Source organism: Ureibacillus sp. GCM10028918, from assembly GCF_042666115.1.
GTDB lineage: Bacteria > Bacillota > Bacilli > Bacillales_A > Planococcaceae > Ureibacillus.
The window spans coordinates 60297-78229 of sequence record NZ_JBHTFK010000039.1; the positions used below are offsets into that span (position 1 = coordinate 60297).

A 17933-nucleotide genomic window follows, 5' to 3' on the forward strand; every position below is an offset into this window, starting at 1 on the left:
CCCTATAACCTTGGATCAACCGGGTCCGACTCCATGGCAAGGGTGCCGAGTACACATTCATGAATCCTTTCGATGAACTCACCATTTACAAGCCTTTGAACGCCCTCAACACCTAATGAAAACTCTTTTAAGGCAAGCTTTTGTTTCTTGCCAATATTGCGATTTTTTAATCTAGACAGATTTTCTGGCTGTAAGTAATCCATACCATATATGATATTTAGATATTTTCTTCCTCTAACCTTTATAGCAGGTTGAATCAGCCTACCTTTTGACTTTGCAATATATGTCTCCGGCTTAATGACAATACCTTCATGTCCATCACTTGTCATCTCGTCCCACCATTTGATAACCTTTTCTTCACTTGCTGTATCATCAATCACCATGTATTCCGTTTCAACAAAGAGATTGTCCATTAGCGCGAATTCCTTGTTCATCTTCATATGCCAAGTATGTGGTTTATCAAAGAAGGTTTCATTACTATGAGCGAGTACGTGGAAAGGAGCAATTTGAATTTGATCAATCTCGTTGATTTCCCAGCAGTACTTTTGAAATACTTCCTTGAAAATATGAGCGTTTGAAAGCATTTCATCATATTCTTTGAGCCATTTAACTAAATTTTCATTGCTGCTTTCTGCACTTTCAATCTTATCCTTAAGTAAGCTTCGATCTAAGATGGCATTTTCAGATACATGTGCATACTGACTGCTAATAAGTTCTTTCGCTTTCAGATTCCATGGCATGATTTCCGCATCTACAAGAAGGAAATCTGTATCATATTTATTGAAATAATCACTATTGCTTAAGCTTTTATTGATTCTTGATAGTATTTTCCCTTCTGTTTCAATATCGAAGAACCTTCTGCCAGTACGTGTATAAATTACACCTAGGGTTTCACGGCCAACGTATTTTCGACCCGCCTCTTGATCTTTAAATAAATACAAGATTCCTCTACTACCCATATGCTTTTTCTCGGCAACCATCCGTTCAATTCCCATACTTCTGTAGTAACCAATCGCTTCTCTTGGATGTTCCAGATATGTTTCTAAAGGAGAAGGTTTTGGCGTAGGGCTCATCGTTGGTGGAATATAAACCAGCTCCTCAATCGGAACCGTATAGTGAGACACCGTATCGATTGAGGCAAGCGCATACTCTTTAGGGATTTTAATATCTCCCAGCGCATCTGTTAATACCGAAAACCCATTGATGAATTTAGCAATGTTCGGAGGATTCAACCGCTTCTTTTTCAACTCTATAAGAGGGTTATTTTTTCCTTCCGAGTAATCCTTGTTAGCTTGAACGGCCACAAACTCTTTCTCCGGATAACGGAAAGCTGTCAACTCTCCTCCGAAAACGACGCCTTGGTCGACATTAATTGTATTGTTGATAACAAGTGGTTTCGGCTTCGGGTCATGCCCCCAAACAATTAATGTACTTGTTTTATGATGAATCGTCCAATCCTTACGAATCGGTCTGCCCGTTTCATCAAGGCCTGCCTGATCACCATATCTGCAGAAATCGCTGATGTCATCAGATTGTTTGCCAATAAACTCATCTTTCATTCCAGCATGGGTACAAACCAATGTAGGAATCCCATGCTTTGTGAATATATAATGAGAAGGAGCTTTTAGAAGAAAATTCTTTAACTCTTGTTTTAATTGATCGATATTCTCTCTATCTTCATATTGCTCAAACTCCTGGGCAACAAGTTCGTCTCCGTGATTTAGGGTGACACTTTTGCCCTCTAACCAACGAGCAATTTTCCATCCATGGTTGCTGTCGATCATGAAAGCTAGATTCTCTTTCACATGACGCAAGAAGAATTTCATCGTTTTCAATGACTCTGGACCACGGCTCATAATATCCCCAAGCGATAAGAATTTTCTCCCCTTAGGATGAACGTAATAATCTTTCGCATTTTTCTCATAACCCAATTTTTCAAGAAGCTGAATCATTTCATCATAACAGCCATGGATATCACCGATAATATCGATACCATTCTCAACATCCAGATAAAGCGGATTACTATTTCTCCTAATCACTTCAACATCGGTTGTATCAGTGACAAAATAGGTGGCTAAATAACCTTCTTTCTTTATAAATCGTTTCTCTCTTTTAAATACCTGATACTGCTGCTTAATTCGTTTACTTCCTCGGGGATTTTCACGGTTTTTATCCCGCTCCAGTAAAACCTCTTGATCCACATCCAACACAAGAGACATTACAGGTACGTGATGTTTTTTACCAAGTTCTATATACCTTTTTCGGTCATCAGGATATAAATGAGTGGCGTCTATAAAAGTTATTTTATTAAGCCTGCATCTCGCCTCGATTGTTGCTTCCATTAAGGAAAAGGCTTCAGCGGATATTTTTTGATATTCATCATATAAACTTTCTGATACGTCTTTCCATCTATGAGCCCAATCTATAAACTCTACATCGCCAACTCGCACTCTATATTCATCTGAGCTAACAATTTCTGAAGGAAGTATTTGATCTTTTTCAATTAGTTGCTGCAGGAAGGTGGATTTTCCACTATTAGATGGTCCCACTAGCAAGACGATCCCAGCGTAAGGTAAGACAAACTCCATCTTTTAAACCTCCTTTCTCGTAAATAAAGCCATTTGTGTAGGAGTGCCATAAATTTCGTGTTCTTCACCAATTCCTTCAAACGTGATGTCGTAGTTACTGTGTTCATCTTGTCTCTGACACCATTTGTAAAATTCATCTCTACTCCATTCAAATCGATGATCCGGATGTCGGTATCCTTCATCCATTCCATATACTGCGTTATATTCTTGATTTGGCGTGGTCATTAGTAGCACCCTTGGCCGGTAATCCTGCAAGATTGTTCGCATGATTTTAGGTAGACGTTCTTCATCGATATGTTCGATGACCTCACAAAGAATAATAATATCCTTGTTTTTTAATCGTTCATCATAGTAAAAGAGTGAGCCCATTATTTGTTTCGGCATGTTGAAATGCTCACCCTTTTCTACCTTTTCAAAGCGTTTAAGAGCTTTAAGGGTTTCCGATTCTGAAGGTTCAACCGCTAGAATTTCTTTTACTCCACTTACAAAACCTAATTTTTCGGATAGCTTTCCTTCACCTGAACCAAAGTCCACTATACTCTCTTTAAAATTTAATTGATCAATTTTACTGATTATCTTTTCGTAGCGGAGGTCATTTAGTTTAACCTTGGGTATTGTTTCATTTTTAATGTCAGAGTCGGTTTGCTTTTCTACCATGTTGTAAAGCTCTTCAAATCGCAGAGCTTGTCGCAATATGAACTCTCTTTGGGGATGTTTGTCCAGCCAGCCCTCACCGTATCGCTCAATTTTCTCGACTTCTTTTTCGTCGATATAATAATGCTTATAATTGTCCAAGACCGGGATTAATACAAATAGCTGTCGAAGACCCATCTGAAGTGTCGTCATGCCTTTGATCGTGATGTATCTCGCCGTACTAACTGGTTTAAAATTCATGCGATAATCAATTTCACCGTAAGCGATATCTATCTCATAACCTAAAGGCTCAAATAACCCGTGGAGCTCTTGGTCGGATAGATGAGAAGCAACCGGTCCAAAGCTAAATTGGAGTGAAAACGGATGATCCACCCAGGATTCATACTCTTCCTTTGGCTTTCCGTTCAGTGCGGTTCCCAGCGCAGTTCTTAAAAATGTACAGAAGATACTACTCACGACAAATTCCCGGTCGTTTATATAGGAAGTAATATCATAAGTTTGAGAATTATTCCTCGAAAGCTCAATTGGGTCGGGTGTAACAAAAAAAGTAACTTCCACTTCCTCATCAGTAAACTCACTAAAAAACATTCTTACTAAGTGGCCACTTACACTTCTCTCGTAAAGGTTATTCGGATTTTTCGCCAATAAATATGAAAGTACTTTCACATCCTGGCCAGCCCCTCTTATCGTTAATTGCATAGCAAGTAATCCCTACTTTCAAATTGAATATTCCAATTTTCTCCAATATAACATAAGGTGTATATATAGTTCTATTATTTAGAGATGTACGGTTATTTCTGTTGTTGAACTAAAATAAACCTATTAGCATTTATCTGATATTTTTTGAAGTATTTGGACGTTCCTGAGGAAGCGTTTTGACTAGTGTAACCTTGACCCATTCTAAAATATGCTATTATTTTAAACTGGAAATTTTAGATTGTAGGTTAGCTCCATACTTTCGAGGGTAATCTATAAACAGTCCCTATTTATGGATTTCTTTAGAAGAAGGAGGAAAATATTATAATGTGGAAAAAATCTTTTTTTGCTCTAATCCTAGGAAGTGCATTCTTAGCAGGGTGTAATGCAGACAACGCCCAAAACGACGATAATGTAAACGAAAATGGTGAAGAAATCATTGACAACCAACAAGATGCCGCTGAAGATGAAAATGATTTGCAAGAAGGTGTAAATGGTCTTAAAGAAGGTGTAAATGATAATTTAGAGAACGACTCATATGATAACAATATAAATGGTAATGATACTAACAACGCAACTGATGGCTCAGGCGGTAAAGGCGAAGATGCCTATAATGATGCAAACCGTGGTACTGAGGGTCAAGAATTTAATAGTGAAAATGGCACAGATAATACAGAAGATGATTACGATGAAGAAAATGAAAACGGGACTAAGTAAAATAACCGTATTATTGAAAAGGATAATTAAAAATAGCTTTGTTCAAGATTTTTTGAAAAAGTTTGTATCGTATCACACTTGGGACATTTCAGTGTATCATTCCTGAAATGTCTCTTTATTATTTAAGTTAAAAAAACGAGCGCAAATGCACTCGTTTTTTTGTAACAGGAAACTATTCAATATTATTTAACCAATTGAACCTTCCATTTCAAACTTGATTAGGCGGTTCATTTCTACTGCGTATTCCATTGGTAATTCTTTTGTGAATGGTTCAATGAAGCCCATTACAATCATTTCTGTTGCTTCACCTTCAGAGATACCACGGCTCATTAAGTAGAATAATTGTTCCTCAGACACTTTAGATACTTTTGCTTCGTGCTCTAAAGATACGTTATCATTTAAGATTTCGTTGTAAGGAATTGTATCAGATGTTGATTCATTATCTAAGATTAAAGTATCACATTCGATGTTTGAACGAGCACCAGTTGCTTTTTTACCAAAGCGAACGATCCCACGGTAAGTTACTTTACCGCCTTGTTTAGAAATCGATTTAGATACGATTGTTGAAGATGTATTTGGTGCTAAGTGAATCATTTTGGCACCTGCATCTTGGTGTTGCCCTTTACCTGCGATTGCGATAGAAAGTGTCATACCACGAGCACCTTCACCTTTTAAAATACATGCAGGGTATTTCATTGTTAATTTCGAACCGATGTTGCCGTCAATCCATTCCATCGTACCGTTTTCTTCAACAACCGTACGTTTTGTAACTAGGTTATACACGTTGTTCGCCCAGTTTTGGATTGTTGTATAACGGCAGTATGCATCTTTTTTAACAATGATTTCTACTACTGCTGAGTGAAGTGAGTTTGTTGTATACACAGGAGCTGTACATCCTTCAACGTAGTGTACACTTGAACCTTCATCAACAATGATTAATGTACGCTCGAATTGACCCATGTTTTCAGAGTTAATACGGAAGTACGCTTGAAGTGGTGTGTCTAATTTGATGCCAGGTGGTACATAGATGAAAGATCCACCAGACCAAACAGCTGAGTTAAGTGCAGAAAATTTGTTGTCTGACGCTGGAATTACTGTACCCCAATATTGTTTGAAGATATCTTCGTTTTCACGTAATGCAGAATCTGTATCTTTGAACACAATCCCTAAATCTTCAAGATCTTTTTTCATGTTGTGGTAAACTACTTCCGATTCATACTGAGCAGATACACCCGCTAAGTATTTTTGTTCAGCTTCAGGAATACCTAATTTGTCAAATGTCGCCTTGATTTCTTCAGGTACTTCATCCCAAGATTTTTGAGTAGCTTCAGATGGTTTTACATAGTAAGTAATTTCATCGAAGTTTAAAGCTGAAAGGTCGCCACCCCATTGCGGCATTGGTTTTGAGTAGAAAATTTCCAACGCTTTTAAGCGATAGTTTAACATCCACTCTGGTTCGTCTTTCATTTTTGAAATTTCACGTACGATTTCTTCAGTTAATCCACGTTTTGAACGGAAAACTGATACGTCTTTATCATGGAAGCCGTATTTGTAATCGCCGATATCAGGCATTTTTTTTGCCATTTTATTCTCCTCCGTTCAAACTTGTTATCTTTGTTCGCTTACGCCTTTTTCCATTGCTTTCCAAGCCAATGTGGCGCATTTAATGCGGGCTGGGAATTTTGAAACACCTTGCAGTGCTTCAACATCACCTAAATCATATTTATCTGGATAGTCTTCCCCTAGCATCATATTGGAAAAAATTTGAGCTAGTTCAAGGGCTTCATCTAATTTCTTACCTTTAATGACCTCTGTCATCATGGATGCAGAAGACATTGAAATTGAACATCCTTCACCATCAAATTTAGCATCTTCTACAATACCATCATTCATCTTTAATGTTAAATGAATTCGGTCTCCACATGTAGGGTTATTCATATCGATTGTAACGCTGTCACCTTCGAGAGAACCTTTGTTGCGTGGTTTTTTATAATGATCCATAATGACTGAGCGATATAGCTGATCTAAATTATTATTAAAAGACATCGTTAAAATACTCCTTCGCTATGCGCAAACCTTCAACAAGTCGATCAACATCTTCTTTTGTATTATACATATAGAAGCTTGCTCGTGCTGTTGCCGTACATTGCAACCATTTCATTAACGGCTGGGCACAATGATGGCCTGCACGTACAGCAATACCGTTCATATCCAATACAGTTGCTAAATCATGAGGATGTACACCGTCAATGTTGAACGTTATAAGTCCGCATCGTTTTTGTGGGTCACGAGGTCCATAAATCGATACACCTTCAATTTTATCCATCTCATTTAAAGCATATTCTACTAGGCTATGTTCGTGTTCTGCAATCTTTTCCAATCCAATTTCATTTAGGAAATCAATGGCAGCTCCTAAACCGATAGCCCCTGCGATGTTCGGTGTACCGCCTTCAAATTTCCAAGGCAGTTCCTTCCAAGTAGAATCATATAAATCTACAAAATCTATCATTTCTCCACCAAATTCAATTGGTTCCATGTCTTCTAAAAGGGCCTGTTTGCCGTATAGTACACCAGTACCTGTTGGACCACACATTTTATGACCAGAGAAAGCTAAAAAATCACAATCTAAATCTTGAACATCGATTGGCATATGTGGTGCAGCTTGAGCAGCATCCACGACAATGATTGCTCCTGCTTCGTGTGCAATTTCAGTGATTTCTTTAATTGGGTTAATCGTTCCCAGTACGTTTGAAGCCATTGTAATAGCTACAATTTTTGTTTTATCTGTAATCGTATTACGAACGGTTTCAAGTGTGATCGTGCCATCTTGCTCAAGATCAAAATACTTTAAAACAGCACCTTTTTCTTTTGCAAGTTGTTGCCATGGGATTAGGTTGGAATGATGCTCCATATATGAAATGACAATTTCATCGCCTTCATTTACATTCATACGTCCGTAAGCACCCGCAACAGTATTGATAGAAGTCGTTGTCCCGCGTGTATAGATAATTTCTTTTGTAGATTTCGCATTAATGAACTTGCGAATTTTTTCGCGAGCTCCTTCATATGAATCAGTCGCACGATTTCCAAGTGTATGCACACCGCGATGTACGTTCGAATTATCTAACTCGTAGTAACTTTTTACAGCTTCTAATACTTGTATTGGCTTTTGGGATGTAGCCGCACTGTCAAGGTAAACGAGCGGATGCCCGTTTACTTCTTGATTAAGCACAGGAAATTGTTTGCGAATTTCATTCATTAGCGAACTTTCCCTTCAATAACTTTCGTTAATTGATTTTTAACGCTTTCGATAGGAAGACTAGTTACTACAGGTGCAAGGAAGCCGTGAATTACTAGACGTTCTGCCTCAGCTTTTGAAAGACCGCGGCTCATTAAGTAATAAAGTTGAATTGGATCCACACGACCAACAGAGGCTGCGTGTCCTGCCATTACATCATCTTCATCAATTAAAAGAATAGGGTTTGCATCCCCACGAGCACCTTCTGAAAGCATTAATACACGTGATTCTTGAACTGCGTTTGATTTGCTGGCACCATGTTCGATTTTGCCGATACCATTGAAAATAGTTTGAGCAGAATCTTTCATGACACCATGTTTTAAGATAAAGCCTTCTGAATTTTTACCCCAGTGGCGAATTTCAGTAGTGAAGTTTTGCTTTTGTTCCTCGCGTCCTACTACTACAATTTTCGTATTTGCAAGTGAACCATCACCCATTAAATGTGTGATACTTTCAGAAATTGTATCGGAATCATTCATTAAACCTAATGCCCAATCAACCTTTGCATCGCGTTTAATGTGGCCGCGACGGTTTACATAAGTAGTAAATCCTTTTGCAAGAACATCTACTGAACCGTAAGTAACTTGTGCATTGTCCAATGCAATTACTTCTTCGATTAAGTTAGCTTGTCCATTTGATTGTTCAACAGTTGATACGTAAGTTTGCACATATGTTACTGCTGAATTAGCATCTGCCACTACTAGTACGTGGTTGAATAATGAAGCATCCTCGTTGTCGTTCAGGAATACCACTTGCAATGGTTTTTCAACAACAACATTTTTTGGAACATATAAGAATACCCCACCGTTTACTAATGCGGCATGGTAAGCCGTTAATTTATGCTCATCAACTTTTACAGCTTCTGTCATAAAGTATTTTTGAACTAAATCACTATGTTCACGAACTGCCGTTAAAATATCCGTGAAAATAACACCTTGTTCTTTTAACTCATCAGAGATTTTGATAAAAGCCGGTGTGTTGTTACGTTGAATATAAAGGTTTTCTTGACCTTCAATGTCAATGATTTCTTTCACTTCTGCAGAAAGTTCATCCAGAGAGCTAAATGGTGCACTTTCTACTGTATGTTGAGGGAACTCAGTGAAGTTCCACTTTGTAATATTTGTTTTGTCTGGTGTTGGCATTGGAAGCTCAGTAGCTTTTTCAATTGCTTCTGCACGCAATGAACCGAACCAAGCTGGTTCATTATTGCTTTGTGAGAACGAGCGTACTTCTGTAGCTGACAACGCCAATTTAGTTTCAACTGTCATGTTTTTCGTCCTCTCTCTTTATGCTTCTTCTGTTACCGCGTCTGTATCTTCAATTCCTAATTCTTGTTTAATCCAGTCATAACCTTCTGCTTCTAGGCGTTGCGCTAATTCTGGACCACCTGATTTTACAACGCGACCTTGCATCATAACGTGTACATGGTCAGGCGTGATGTAGTTTAATAAACGTTGGTAGTGAGTGATTGCGATACAGCCAAATCCTTCACCGCGCATTTCGTTGATACCTTTAGCAACTACTTTTAAAGCATCGATATCTAAACCAGAGTCGATTTCATCTAAAATCGCAAACTTAGGTTTAATCATCATTAATTGCAGGATTTCATTACGTTTCTTTTCCCCACCAGAGAAGCCTTCGTTTAAGTAACGTTGAGCCATTTCTTGGTCCATTTCCAGGAAATCCATTGTTTTATCTAATTCACGGATGAATTTCATTAATGAAATCTCATCGCCTTCTTCGCGACGAGCATTAATAGCCGAGCGAATGAAATCTGCATTTGTAACACCTGAAATTTCAGATGGGTATTGCATAGCTAGGAATAGACCAGCTTGAGCACGCTCATCAACTTCCATTTCAAGTACATTTTCACCATCTATTTCAATTGTACCTTGAGTTACTTCATATTTAGGATGTCCCATAATAGCAGAAGCCAATGTAGATTTACCAGTACCGTTAGGACCCATGATTGCGTGAACTTCGTTTGTATTAATAGTAAGGTTTAAACCTTTTAAAATCTCTTTATCTTCGATTGAAACGTGAAGATCTTTTATTACTAAAGTTGACATTATATTACCTCCGTAGTTGTGCTTTGAATGGTAGGACCATTTCTAATTTATTATCATTCTAATCTTAACCGAAATCCTGAAACCATGCAAAACATTTATTTCACAAACAATAGATTTCAACCAAATCCATTAAAATATTGGGGTTTTACTCATTTTTATAATTTTTTAGGAAAGTAAGTGAGAGGAAAAGTTGGAGAATTCATTTTCAATAAATCTAATCTAATTGAGAAATCATTTCAATGATCATATTCGACAAGATCATTTCAAATTCGTGATTAACGTTCGCAAATAGTTTACCATTTTATATTCCCTTCTTATACATTACCAGAAAAAATAATAATTAAAAAACATTGTTCTTAGTATAGAAAAACTTGCCAATTGTTCCAGCCTCAGTTCCACTAATATAAAAGTAGAAATTTTATTTTTCTTGCCTTACAAATAAAAAGTGGTTCCCGAGTTTTTTTACAACTCGGAAACCACATTCATTTATGCATTCACTTTAACATTTAAAAATTCATCAACACTTGCTGCTACAGCGCGGCCCTCTTTAATTGCCCATACTACTAAACTTTGACCGCGTCTTGCATCCCCTGCTGTAAACACCCCAGGTACATTTGTTTCAAAGTCTTTAATAGATGCACGGATTTTATTGTTCGAGATTGTCACACCAAATTGTTCTGGCAGCGATTTTTCTACCCCTTCAAAACCGATGGCAACAAATACAGCTTGTGCCGGCCACACTTTTTCAGTGCCTGGAATCTCTTTAAAGAAGTAGAAACCATCGTCGCCTAAAATTTTCTCCATTTGGATTGTATGAAGTTCTTTTACGCGACCCATTTTATCTTTCACGATTTCCTTTGTTTGAATGCAATATTCACGAGGATCTCGACCTTTTGCTGCCGCCACTTCTTCATATGCATAATCAAGATTGAACACATTTGGATCTTGTGGCCATGGGCGATCTTCTTGTCTTGCTTTAGGAAGCTCCGGATGTTTGCCAAATTGATGTACCGAGCGAGCCTTTTGACGAATAGCTGTTGCTACACAGTCTGCTCCCGTATCTCCGCCACCAATGACAATAACATCTTTGCCCGCAACATCTAAAGCTTTTTTATCCTTGAAATTAGAATCCAACAAGCTTTGTGTTACGCCTGTTAAGTAATCCATTGCCAAGTGTACTCCATGAGCATCACTGCCTTCTAAATGTAGAACACGTTGCTTTTGAGCACCGATACATAGAATAACTGCATCATGTTGTGCTTGTAATTCTTGTGCAGTGATATCTTTACCGATTTCCGTACTTAAGACAAAATCGATTCCTTCTTGTCGAAGTATGTTTACACGTCGTTCAATCACTTCTTTTTCAAGCTTCATGTTCGGTATGCCGTACATTAATAGACCACCTGGACGATCAGCGCGTTCATATACAGTTACACTATGACCAAGCTGATTTAGTTCGTCAGCAGCAGCTAATCCAGCCGGACCTGAACCAATGACAGCAATCTTTTTACCTGTGCGAGTTTGTGGAATACGTGGAAGTATCCAGTTATTTTCAAAACCTTTATCAATAATAGAACGTTCAATTGATTTAATGGCTACTGCTGGATCTGTAATTCCTAATGTACAAGATCCCTCACAAGGCGCTGGACATACGCGCCCCGTGAATTCTGGGAAGTTATTCGTCATATGCAGACGATCTAATGCTTCCTTCCATTTTCCCTTGTAGACCAAGTCATTCCATTCTGGAATCACATTCTGAATTGGACAACCTGCAGCTGCACCACGAATTTCTACTCCCATATGGCAAAACGGTGTGCCACAATCCATACATCTTGCACCTTGCTCTTGTAATGATTCATCTGACAGCCTAGTAGCGTATTCATTCCAATTCGAAATACGCTCTAGTGGAGGCTGTTCTTTCGTCTTTGCTCGTTTATATTCCATAAATCCTGTTGGTTTCCCCATTCTAGAACCCCCTCTTATTTGGAAATCGCTAATTCTTTAGCGCCAGTTGCTTCTACAAATGCTTGCATTGCAGCCGTTTCTTCTGTTAAACCAAGGAATTTGTGATAACTGATTTTATCAATCATCGCTTTATAATCCGTTGGCACAACTTTCACAACTTTACGTACAAATTGATCCCATTTCGCCAGAACATCTAATGCAATTGTACTTTCAGTATGTTCTAGGTGTTTGATAATCATAGAGCGAACCGCTTCGATTTCGTTCTTGTCCTCTAATCGTTCAAACTCGATCATTTCTGTATTACATGTATCTTTGAATTTCGCTTCATTTGTTGGTAATACATAGGCAATACCGCCACTCATACCAGCTGCGAAGTTTTTCCCTACATCACCCAAAATCACTACACGTCCACCAGTCATATACTCACAACCATGGTCACCAATACCCTCAACAACAACATTGGCACCACTGTTACGTACCGCAAAGCGTTCACCTGCGCGACCATTGATATACGCTGTACCGCTTGTAGCTCCGTATAGACAAACGTTACCGGCTATTACGTTTTTCTCTTGCTCCCCTTTAATCGGTGCAATCGCTACTAATTTACCCCCGGATAAACCTTTACCAAAGTAGTCATTCACGTCACCCACGCATGATAGCGACATGCCTTTTGGTACGAATGCACCAAAGCTTTGACCTGCATGCCCTGTAAAGTTGAGCTTGATTGTTTCATCTTTTAATCCGTTTTCTCCGTACTTTTTCGAAATTTCACTTCCGATAATTGTACCGACAACTCGGTCTGTATTTTTGATTGAGTATTCGAGTTCAATTGATTCTTTTTCCTTGATGCTCTTTTCTACTTTCGGTAGAAGCTCACGAAGGTCAAACGTTTCTTCAATGCGAAGATCCTGGTTTGTTTGTTTCGTGCGAGCGCCTTGAACTTGGTAAAGCAGTGCCGATAAATCAAGCTGCCCTGCTTTCCAGTGCGACTCAGCACGTTGACTAATTTGCAGAACATCCGTGCGTCCTACCATTTCTTCAACAGTACGGAATCCTAATTTTGCCATGTACTCGCGCATTTCTTCTGCTACAAAGTGCATGTAGTTGACGATATGGTCCGCATTCCCCATAAATTTGGCGCGCAATTCCGGATTTTGTGTAGCTACCCCTACCGGACATGTATCTAAATGGCATGCACGCATCATGATACATCCAAGTACGATTAAAGGAGCAGTCGCAAATCCATATTCCTCTGCTCCAAGTAAAGCCGCCATCACAACATCTTTACCAGTCATTAACTTTCCATCTGTCTCTAATGTTACACGCTCTCGCAGACCATTCAGCATTAATGTTTGGTGTGCTTCAGCCAATCCAAGTTCCCATGGTAATCCAGTGTGCTTGATCGATGTTTTCGGTGATGCACCAGTTCCGCCATCATAACCAGAGATTACAATGACATCTGCGCCACCTTTTGCAACACCCGCTGCAATCGTTCCGACACCAGCTTTTGCTACTAATTTTACAGAAATGCGAGCATCACGGTTTGCATTTTTCAAATCGTAAATAAGCTCCGCCAAGTCTTCAATCGAGTAAATATCATGGTGCGGTGGTGGTGAAATTAGCCCAACACCTGGAGTAGAACCACGAACATCTGCAACCCATGGGTAAACTTTGTTACCTGGCAGCTGACCACCTTCACCCGGTTTTGCTCCTTGAGCCATCTTGATTTGCAGTTCTTTTGCATTTACTAAATAATGAGATTTCACACCAAAACGTCCAGATGCAATCTGCTTAATCGCACTACTTCGGTTATCTCCGTTTTCATCGACTTCAAAACGAGCTGGATCTTCTCCACCTTCACCAGAATTCGAACGTCCTCCGATACGGTTCATTGCAATTGCCAATGTCTCATGTGCTTCTTTAGAGATTGAACCGAACGACATTGCACCTGTCTTGAATCGTTTAACGATTGAATCAACGGATTCTACATCTTCAAGTGGTATTGATTGGTTAGTAGAATTGAATTCAAACATGTTGCGTAAGAACCCAATTTGTTCTTCGTTTGCCATTTCAGCATACATTCTATATAAACCATAGTCATTTCTTCTAGTAGCCGTTTGCAGCGTATGAATCGTCTTTGGATTGAATGCATGGTGCTCGCCATCTGCACGCCACTGGAAGTCACTTCCCGATTCCAATAGCTTATTCTTAGAATCTAGTGCAAGCTGGTGACGACGTTTTGCTTCTTCACCAATTGTTTCTAGGTCAATACCATCAATTTGAGAAGCTGTACCTGTAAAGTAGCGATCCACCACTTCTTTACTGATACCAACTGCCTCAAAAATCTGAGCACCGCGATAAGATTGAACAGTGGAAATACCCATTTTGGACATTACTTTTACAACACCATCAGCGATTCCCTTGCGATACTTTTTCACAGCATCTGGGTAGCTGATTGTTAAATGACCTGCATCGATTGCTTCTTGAATTGAAGCAAAAGCTAGATACGGATTGATAGCATCTGCACCAAATCCAACTAAAGCGGCAAAATGATGTACTTCGCGTGCTTCTCCACTATTGGCGATAATACTTACAAGAGTACGTTTACCAGTACGTACTAAATAATGATGTAAACTACTAACAGCAAGCAATACTGGGATAGTTGGTGTGTTTACACCATCTAATTCATCAGACAGCACTAATAGAGAAATTCCTTTATCGATCGCAGCATCCGCTTCATTGAATAGACGTTGCAATTCGTCTTCTAATGAATTCTTATATTGAAGCGTAAGTACTGCATGTTGGAAATGCTTATTGTCAAAACTTGTAATTTCCTTCAACTCTCCATCAGTTAAAATAGGAGTTTCCAAGAAAATACGGCGGGCATTATCAGCATTTGGATGCAATAAATTGCCTTCTGCGCCAAGCAAAGTCATCGTCGAAGTTACAATATGCTCACGAATTGAATCAATCGGAGGGTTTGTAACTTGGGCAAATAGTTGTTTAAAGTAATTGAATAAAGATTGTGGACGATCTGATAGCACTGCTAACGGTGTATCATTCCCCATTGAACCAATCGGGTCTTTTCCGCTTTCTGCAACTGGTACGATATACTTTTGAATGTCTTCAAATGTATAGCCAAAGGATTTTTGGCGTACGGCTAACTCGTCGACTTCTTTTGGCTTTTCTTCTTCGGCTTCAACTGTCAGTAAATTTTCTTCTAACCATTTTGCATATGGTTGAGCCTTTGCCATTTCGCTTTTCAACTCTTCATCAGAAACAATTTTCCCTTGTTCCAAATCGATCAATAGCATGCGGCCTGGGCTTAGACGCTCTTTATATAGAACATTTTCTTCCTCGATATCAACTACTCCTACTTCTGAAGAAAAGACGATCATATCATCCTTTGTTACATAATAGCGTGCCGGACGCAATCCATTACGGTCTAGAATAGATCCAATTTGCTTGCCATCTGTAAAGCAGATTGCTGTTGGTCCATCCCAAGGCTCCATCATGCTTGCATGGTAAGCATAAAATGCTTTTTTCTCCTCCGAGATATGCGGGTTCTCAGTCCAAGGTTCCGGAATCAACATCATAGCAGTATGTGCCGGTGTGCGGCCTGCTAAAACAAAGAATTCAAAAGCATTGTCCAGCATTGACGAGTCTGAGCCTGAGTTATCAATAATAGGTAATAATTTCTTCAAGTCATCACCAAATGCCTCAGATACAAAACGCTGTTCACGAGCAGTCATCCAGTTGATATTGCCGCGTAATGTGTTAATTTCGCCATTGTGAACAATATAGCGATTTGGATGAGCACGTTCCCAACTTGGGAATGTGTTTGTAGAGTATCTTGAGTGGACAATTGCAAATGCTGAGATAAAGCTTTCATCTTGTAAATCAATGTAGAATTCGCTAACCTCTTCAGGCGTTAATAATCCTTTAAACACCATTTTCTGGCTGGACATACTTGGACAATAAAATTTCAGTTCATTTTCATTTGCCCAAAATTCAGCTTGCTTACGAATTAAATATAATTTACGTTCAAATGCTAAAGAATCTTCAACATTTTCTCCCTTAATAAAAACTTGGCGAACAACAGGCGCTGTTGATTTCGCAGTATCACTTAATATCTCTTTATTTGTAGGAGCAGTTCTCCAGCCGATTAAAGTTTGGCCTTCTTGCTCGATTAATTCATTAATTTTATTTTCAATGGATTCTCTCTCTCTAGCATCCTCTGTGAAAAATAGTTGCCCTACTCCATAATCACCTTTTGCAGGCAAGTTGAACTCCGGACAATTTAATTTAAAAAATGCATCTGGAATCTGAACCATTAAACCGGCTCCATCCCCAGTTCTGCCATCACCACCGCGTCCTGCTCGGTGATCTAAGCGACATAACATTTCTAGACCGTTTTTTACAATTTCATGTGAAGCGAGTCCCTTAATATTTGCATAAAAACCGATTCCACAAGCGTCATGTTCAAAACTTGGTGAATAAAGCCCTTGTGCCTTCGGAAACTGATGAAAAGTCATGTAAATCCCCCCAAATCTTCGTGAATACCTTATTTACATTGTAAAGTTTTTAGAATAATATAAACAATATATACTTTGGATTGAATTAATCTAATATTTAGATAAGTGGGGTGAAAACGTTGGAATTACGCCAATTGCGATACTTTGTTGAAGTAGCTGAACGGGAGCATATCTCCGAAGCAGCGGAACATCTGCATGTTGCCCAGTCTGCAGTCAGTCGACAAATCGCAAACCTTGAGGATGAGCTTGGCACACCACTTTTCGAACGCGTCGGTCGAAATGTGAAGCTGACACCAATTGGTAAAATTTTTCTGGAGCACACAGTTACCGCATTGAAGGCAATTGATTTTGCTGTCAAACAAGTAGAGGAGTATCTTGATCCTGCAAAGGGGACCATTAAAATTGGCTTTCCTACAAGTCTTGCAAGTTACGTACTCCCAACTGTTATTTCCGCCTTTAAAAAAGAGTTTCCAAACGTACTCTTCCAACTGCGTCAAGGTTCCTACCGCTATTTAATCGATGCTGTAAAGAACCGGGAGCTCAACCTTGCCTTTTTAGGACCTGTACCACCTAGTGACGAAAGCATCCATTCTTCCATTCTTTTTAGCGAGAAAATTCATGCTTTGCTCCCTGCGAACCATCGATTAGCAAATGCTGAAAGAATCGTTCTGGGTGATCTCCGAAAAGAAAATTTTGTTCTGTTCCCTGAAGGATATATTTTAAATAAAGTTGCTGTAGATGCTTGTAAAGCTGCAGGTTTTGTTCCGAATATTACTACTGTAGGCGAGGATATGGATGCCTTGAAAGGTTTAGTGGCAGCAGGTATTGGGGTTACCTTGCTTCCTGAAAGCTCTCTCTATGATTCTACCCCACGCTTTACAGTGAAGATGGCTGTCGACAGCCCTGCAATCACTCGAACGGTCGGCGTCATTTATCCAACCAACCGTGAGCTTGGTCCTTCTGAACAAGTATTTTTAAAATTTATTGATACCTTCTTCTCGAGATTGAATCAATTTTTATAATGGCTTACGAAAAATACCCAGAGCATGGGGAAATTGTGCTCTGGGTATTTTTTGTGGATTCTAAAGAGGCATTATTAATATGAAGCCACATTCTTTGATAGTAGGGAGTTGGATGAAAGTCATTTCGGCGTGGTTGAGCTTGTAAACTGTCCTTCATTCCTTTGATGAAAGACATTTCGAGTTGGCTGAGCTTGTATACTGTCCTTCATTTCTTTGATGAAAGACATTTCGAGTGGGCTGAGCTTGTAAACTGTCCTTCATTCCCTTGATAAAGGACATTTCGAGTTGGCTGAGCTTGTATACTGTCCTTCATTCGCTTGATGAAAGACATTTTAAGAAGTCTGAGCTTGTATACTGTCCTTCATTCCTTTGATGAAAGACATTTCGAA

At 39.1% G+C, this 17933-nt stretch carries 11 protein-coding genes; 2 read left to right on the forward strand and 9 right to left on the reverse strand.

The features are described from left to right. Positions 1–2: 2 nt before the first annotated feature. Together ACFQU5_RS18465 and ACFQU5_RS18470 are read right to left on the reverse strand one after the other, a co-directional pair. Positions 3–2588: a polynucleotide kinase-phosphatase gene (locus tag ACFQU5_RS18465; protein WP_390291264.1), complete on the reverse strand. Its 2586-nt coding sequence runs from the start codon at positions 2586–2588 to the stop codon at positions 3–5. A gap of 3 nt (positions 2589–2591) precedes the next feature. Next, entirely contained in the window at positions 2592–3941 is a 1350-nt protein-coding gene (locus ACFQU5_RS18470; RefSeq protein WP_390291267.1) for a 3' terminal RNA ribose 2'-O-methyltransferase Hen1, read from the reverse strand. 324 nt (positions 3942–4265) lie between these two features. Here ACFQU5_RS18470 and ACFQU5_RS18475 point away from each other — a divergent pair, with 324 nt between their 5' ends. Then, positions 4266–4655 carry a hypothetical protein gene (locus ACFQU5_RS18475; RefSeq protein WP_390291270.1) on the forward strand — a complete coding sequence of 130 codons (390 nt, stop codon included), beginning with the start codon at positions 4266–4268 and terminating at the stop codon, positions 4653–4655. Between the two features lie 186 nt (positions 4656–4841). Here ACFQU5_RS18475 and sufB read toward each other — a convergent pair whose 3' ends face one another. From sufB to gltB, 7 genes are all read right to left on the reverse strand, one after another. Then, positions 4842–6239: a Fe-S cluster assembly protein SufB gene (gene sufB, locus ACFQU5_RS18480; protein ID WP_390291273.1), complete on the reverse strand. Its 1398-nt coding sequence runs from the start codon at positions 6237–6239 to the stop codon at positions 4842–4844. A gap of 24 nt (positions 6240–6263) precedes the next feature. After that, positions 6264–6701 carry a Fe-S cluster assembly sulfur transfer protein SufU gene (gene sufU, locus ACFQU5_RS18485; RefSeq protein WP_390291276.1) on the reverse strand — a complete coding sequence of 146 codons (438 nt, stop codon included), beginning with the start codon at positions 6699–6701 and terminating at the stop codon, positions 6264–6266. After that, on the reverse strand, positions 6691–7914 hold the full coding sequence (locus ACFQU5_RS18490; protein WP_390291279.1) for a cysteine desulfurase: 1224 nt from the start codon (positions 7912–7914) through the stop codon (positions 6691–6693). The genes sufU and ACFQU5_RS18490 overlap by 11 nt, the downstream gene beginning before the upstream one ends. Beyond that, positions 7914–9221 carry a Fe-S cluster assembly protein SufD gene (gene sufD, locus ACFQU5_RS18495; protein WP_390291282.1) on the reverse strand — a complete coding sequence of 436 codons (1308 nt, stop codon included), beginning with the start codon at positions 9219–9221 and terminating at the stop codon, positions 7914–7916. The genes ACFQU5_RS18490 and sufD overlap by 1 nt, the downstream gene beginning before the upstream one ends. Positions 9222–9239: 18 nt before the next feature. After that, positions 9240–10022: a Fe-S cluster assembly ATPase SufC gene (sufC, locus tag ACFQU5_RS18500; protein ID WP_390291285.1), complete on the reverse strand. Its 783-nt coding sequence runs from the start codon at positions 10020–10022 to the stop codon at positions 9240–9242. A gap of 486 nt (positions 10023–10508) precedes the next feature. Then, on the reverse strand, positions 10509–11987 hold the full coding sequence (locus tag ACFQU5_RS18505) for a glutamate synthase subunit beta (RefSeq protein WP_390291288.1): 1479 nt from the start codon (positions 11985–11987) through the stop codon (positions 10509–10511). Positions 11988–12001: 14 nt separating this feature from the next. Then, positions 12002–16522, reverse strand: coding sequence for a glutamate synthase large subunit (gene gltB / locus ACFQU5_RS18510; RefSeq protein WP_390291290.1), 4521 nt, complete (start codon positions 16520–16522; stop codon positions 12002–12004). Positions 16523–16641: 119 nt separating this feature from the next. Here gltB and gltC point away from each other — a divergent pair, with 119 nt between their 5' ends. Continuing rightward, the gene (gene gltC / locus ACFQU5_RS18515; RefSeq protein ID WP_390291293.1) at positions 16642–17544 is read left to right on the forward strand and encodes a glutamate biosynthesis transcriptional regulator GltC; all 903 of its coding nucleotides are present in this window, start codon (positions 16642–16644) and stop codon (positions 17542–17544) included. Positions 17545–17933 lie beyond the last annotated feature (389 nt).

Bases quoted from the DNA above. Each gene is read 5' to 3' on its own strand.
- ACFQU5_RS18465 (WP_390291264.1), bottom strand. From the start codon at position 2,588: ATGGAGTTTGTCTTACCTTACGCTGGGATCGTCTTGCTAGTGGGACCA.
- ACFQU5_RS18470 (WP_390291267.1), bottom strand. From the start codon at position 3,941: ATGCAATTAACGATAAGAGGGGCTGGCCAGGATGTGAAAGTACTTTCA.
- ACFQU5_RS18475 (WP_390291270.1), top strand. From the start codon at position 4,266: ATGTGGAAAAAATCTTTTTTTGCTCTAATCCTAGGAAGTGCATTCTTA.
- sufB (WP_390291273.1), bottom strand. From the start codon at position 6,239: ATGGCAAAAAAAATGCCTGATATCGGCGATTACAAATACGGCTTCCAT.
- sufU (WP_390291276.1), bottom strand. From the start codon at position 6,701: ATGTCTTTTAATAATAATTTAGATCAGCTATATCGCTCAGTCATTATG.
- ACFQU5_RS18490 (WP_390291279.1), bottom strand. From the start codon at position 7,914: ATGAATGAAATTCGCAAACAATTTCCTGTGCTTAATCAAGAAGTAAAC.
- sufD (WP_390291282.1), bottom strand. From the start codon at position 9,221: ATGACAGTTGAAACTAAATTGGCGTTGTCAGCTACAGAAGTACGCTCG.
- sufC (WP_390291285.1), bottom strand. From the start codon at position 10,022: ATGTCAACTTTAGTAATAAAAGATCTTCACGTTTCAATCGAAGATAAA.
- ACFQU5_RS18505 (WP_390291288.1), bottom strand. From the start codon at position 11,987: ATGGGGAAACCAACAGGATTTATGGAATATAAACGAGCAAAGACGAAA.
- gltB (WP_390291290.1), bottom strand. From the start codon at position 16,522: ATGACTTTTCATCAGTTTCCGAAGGCACAAGGGCTTTATTCACCAAGT.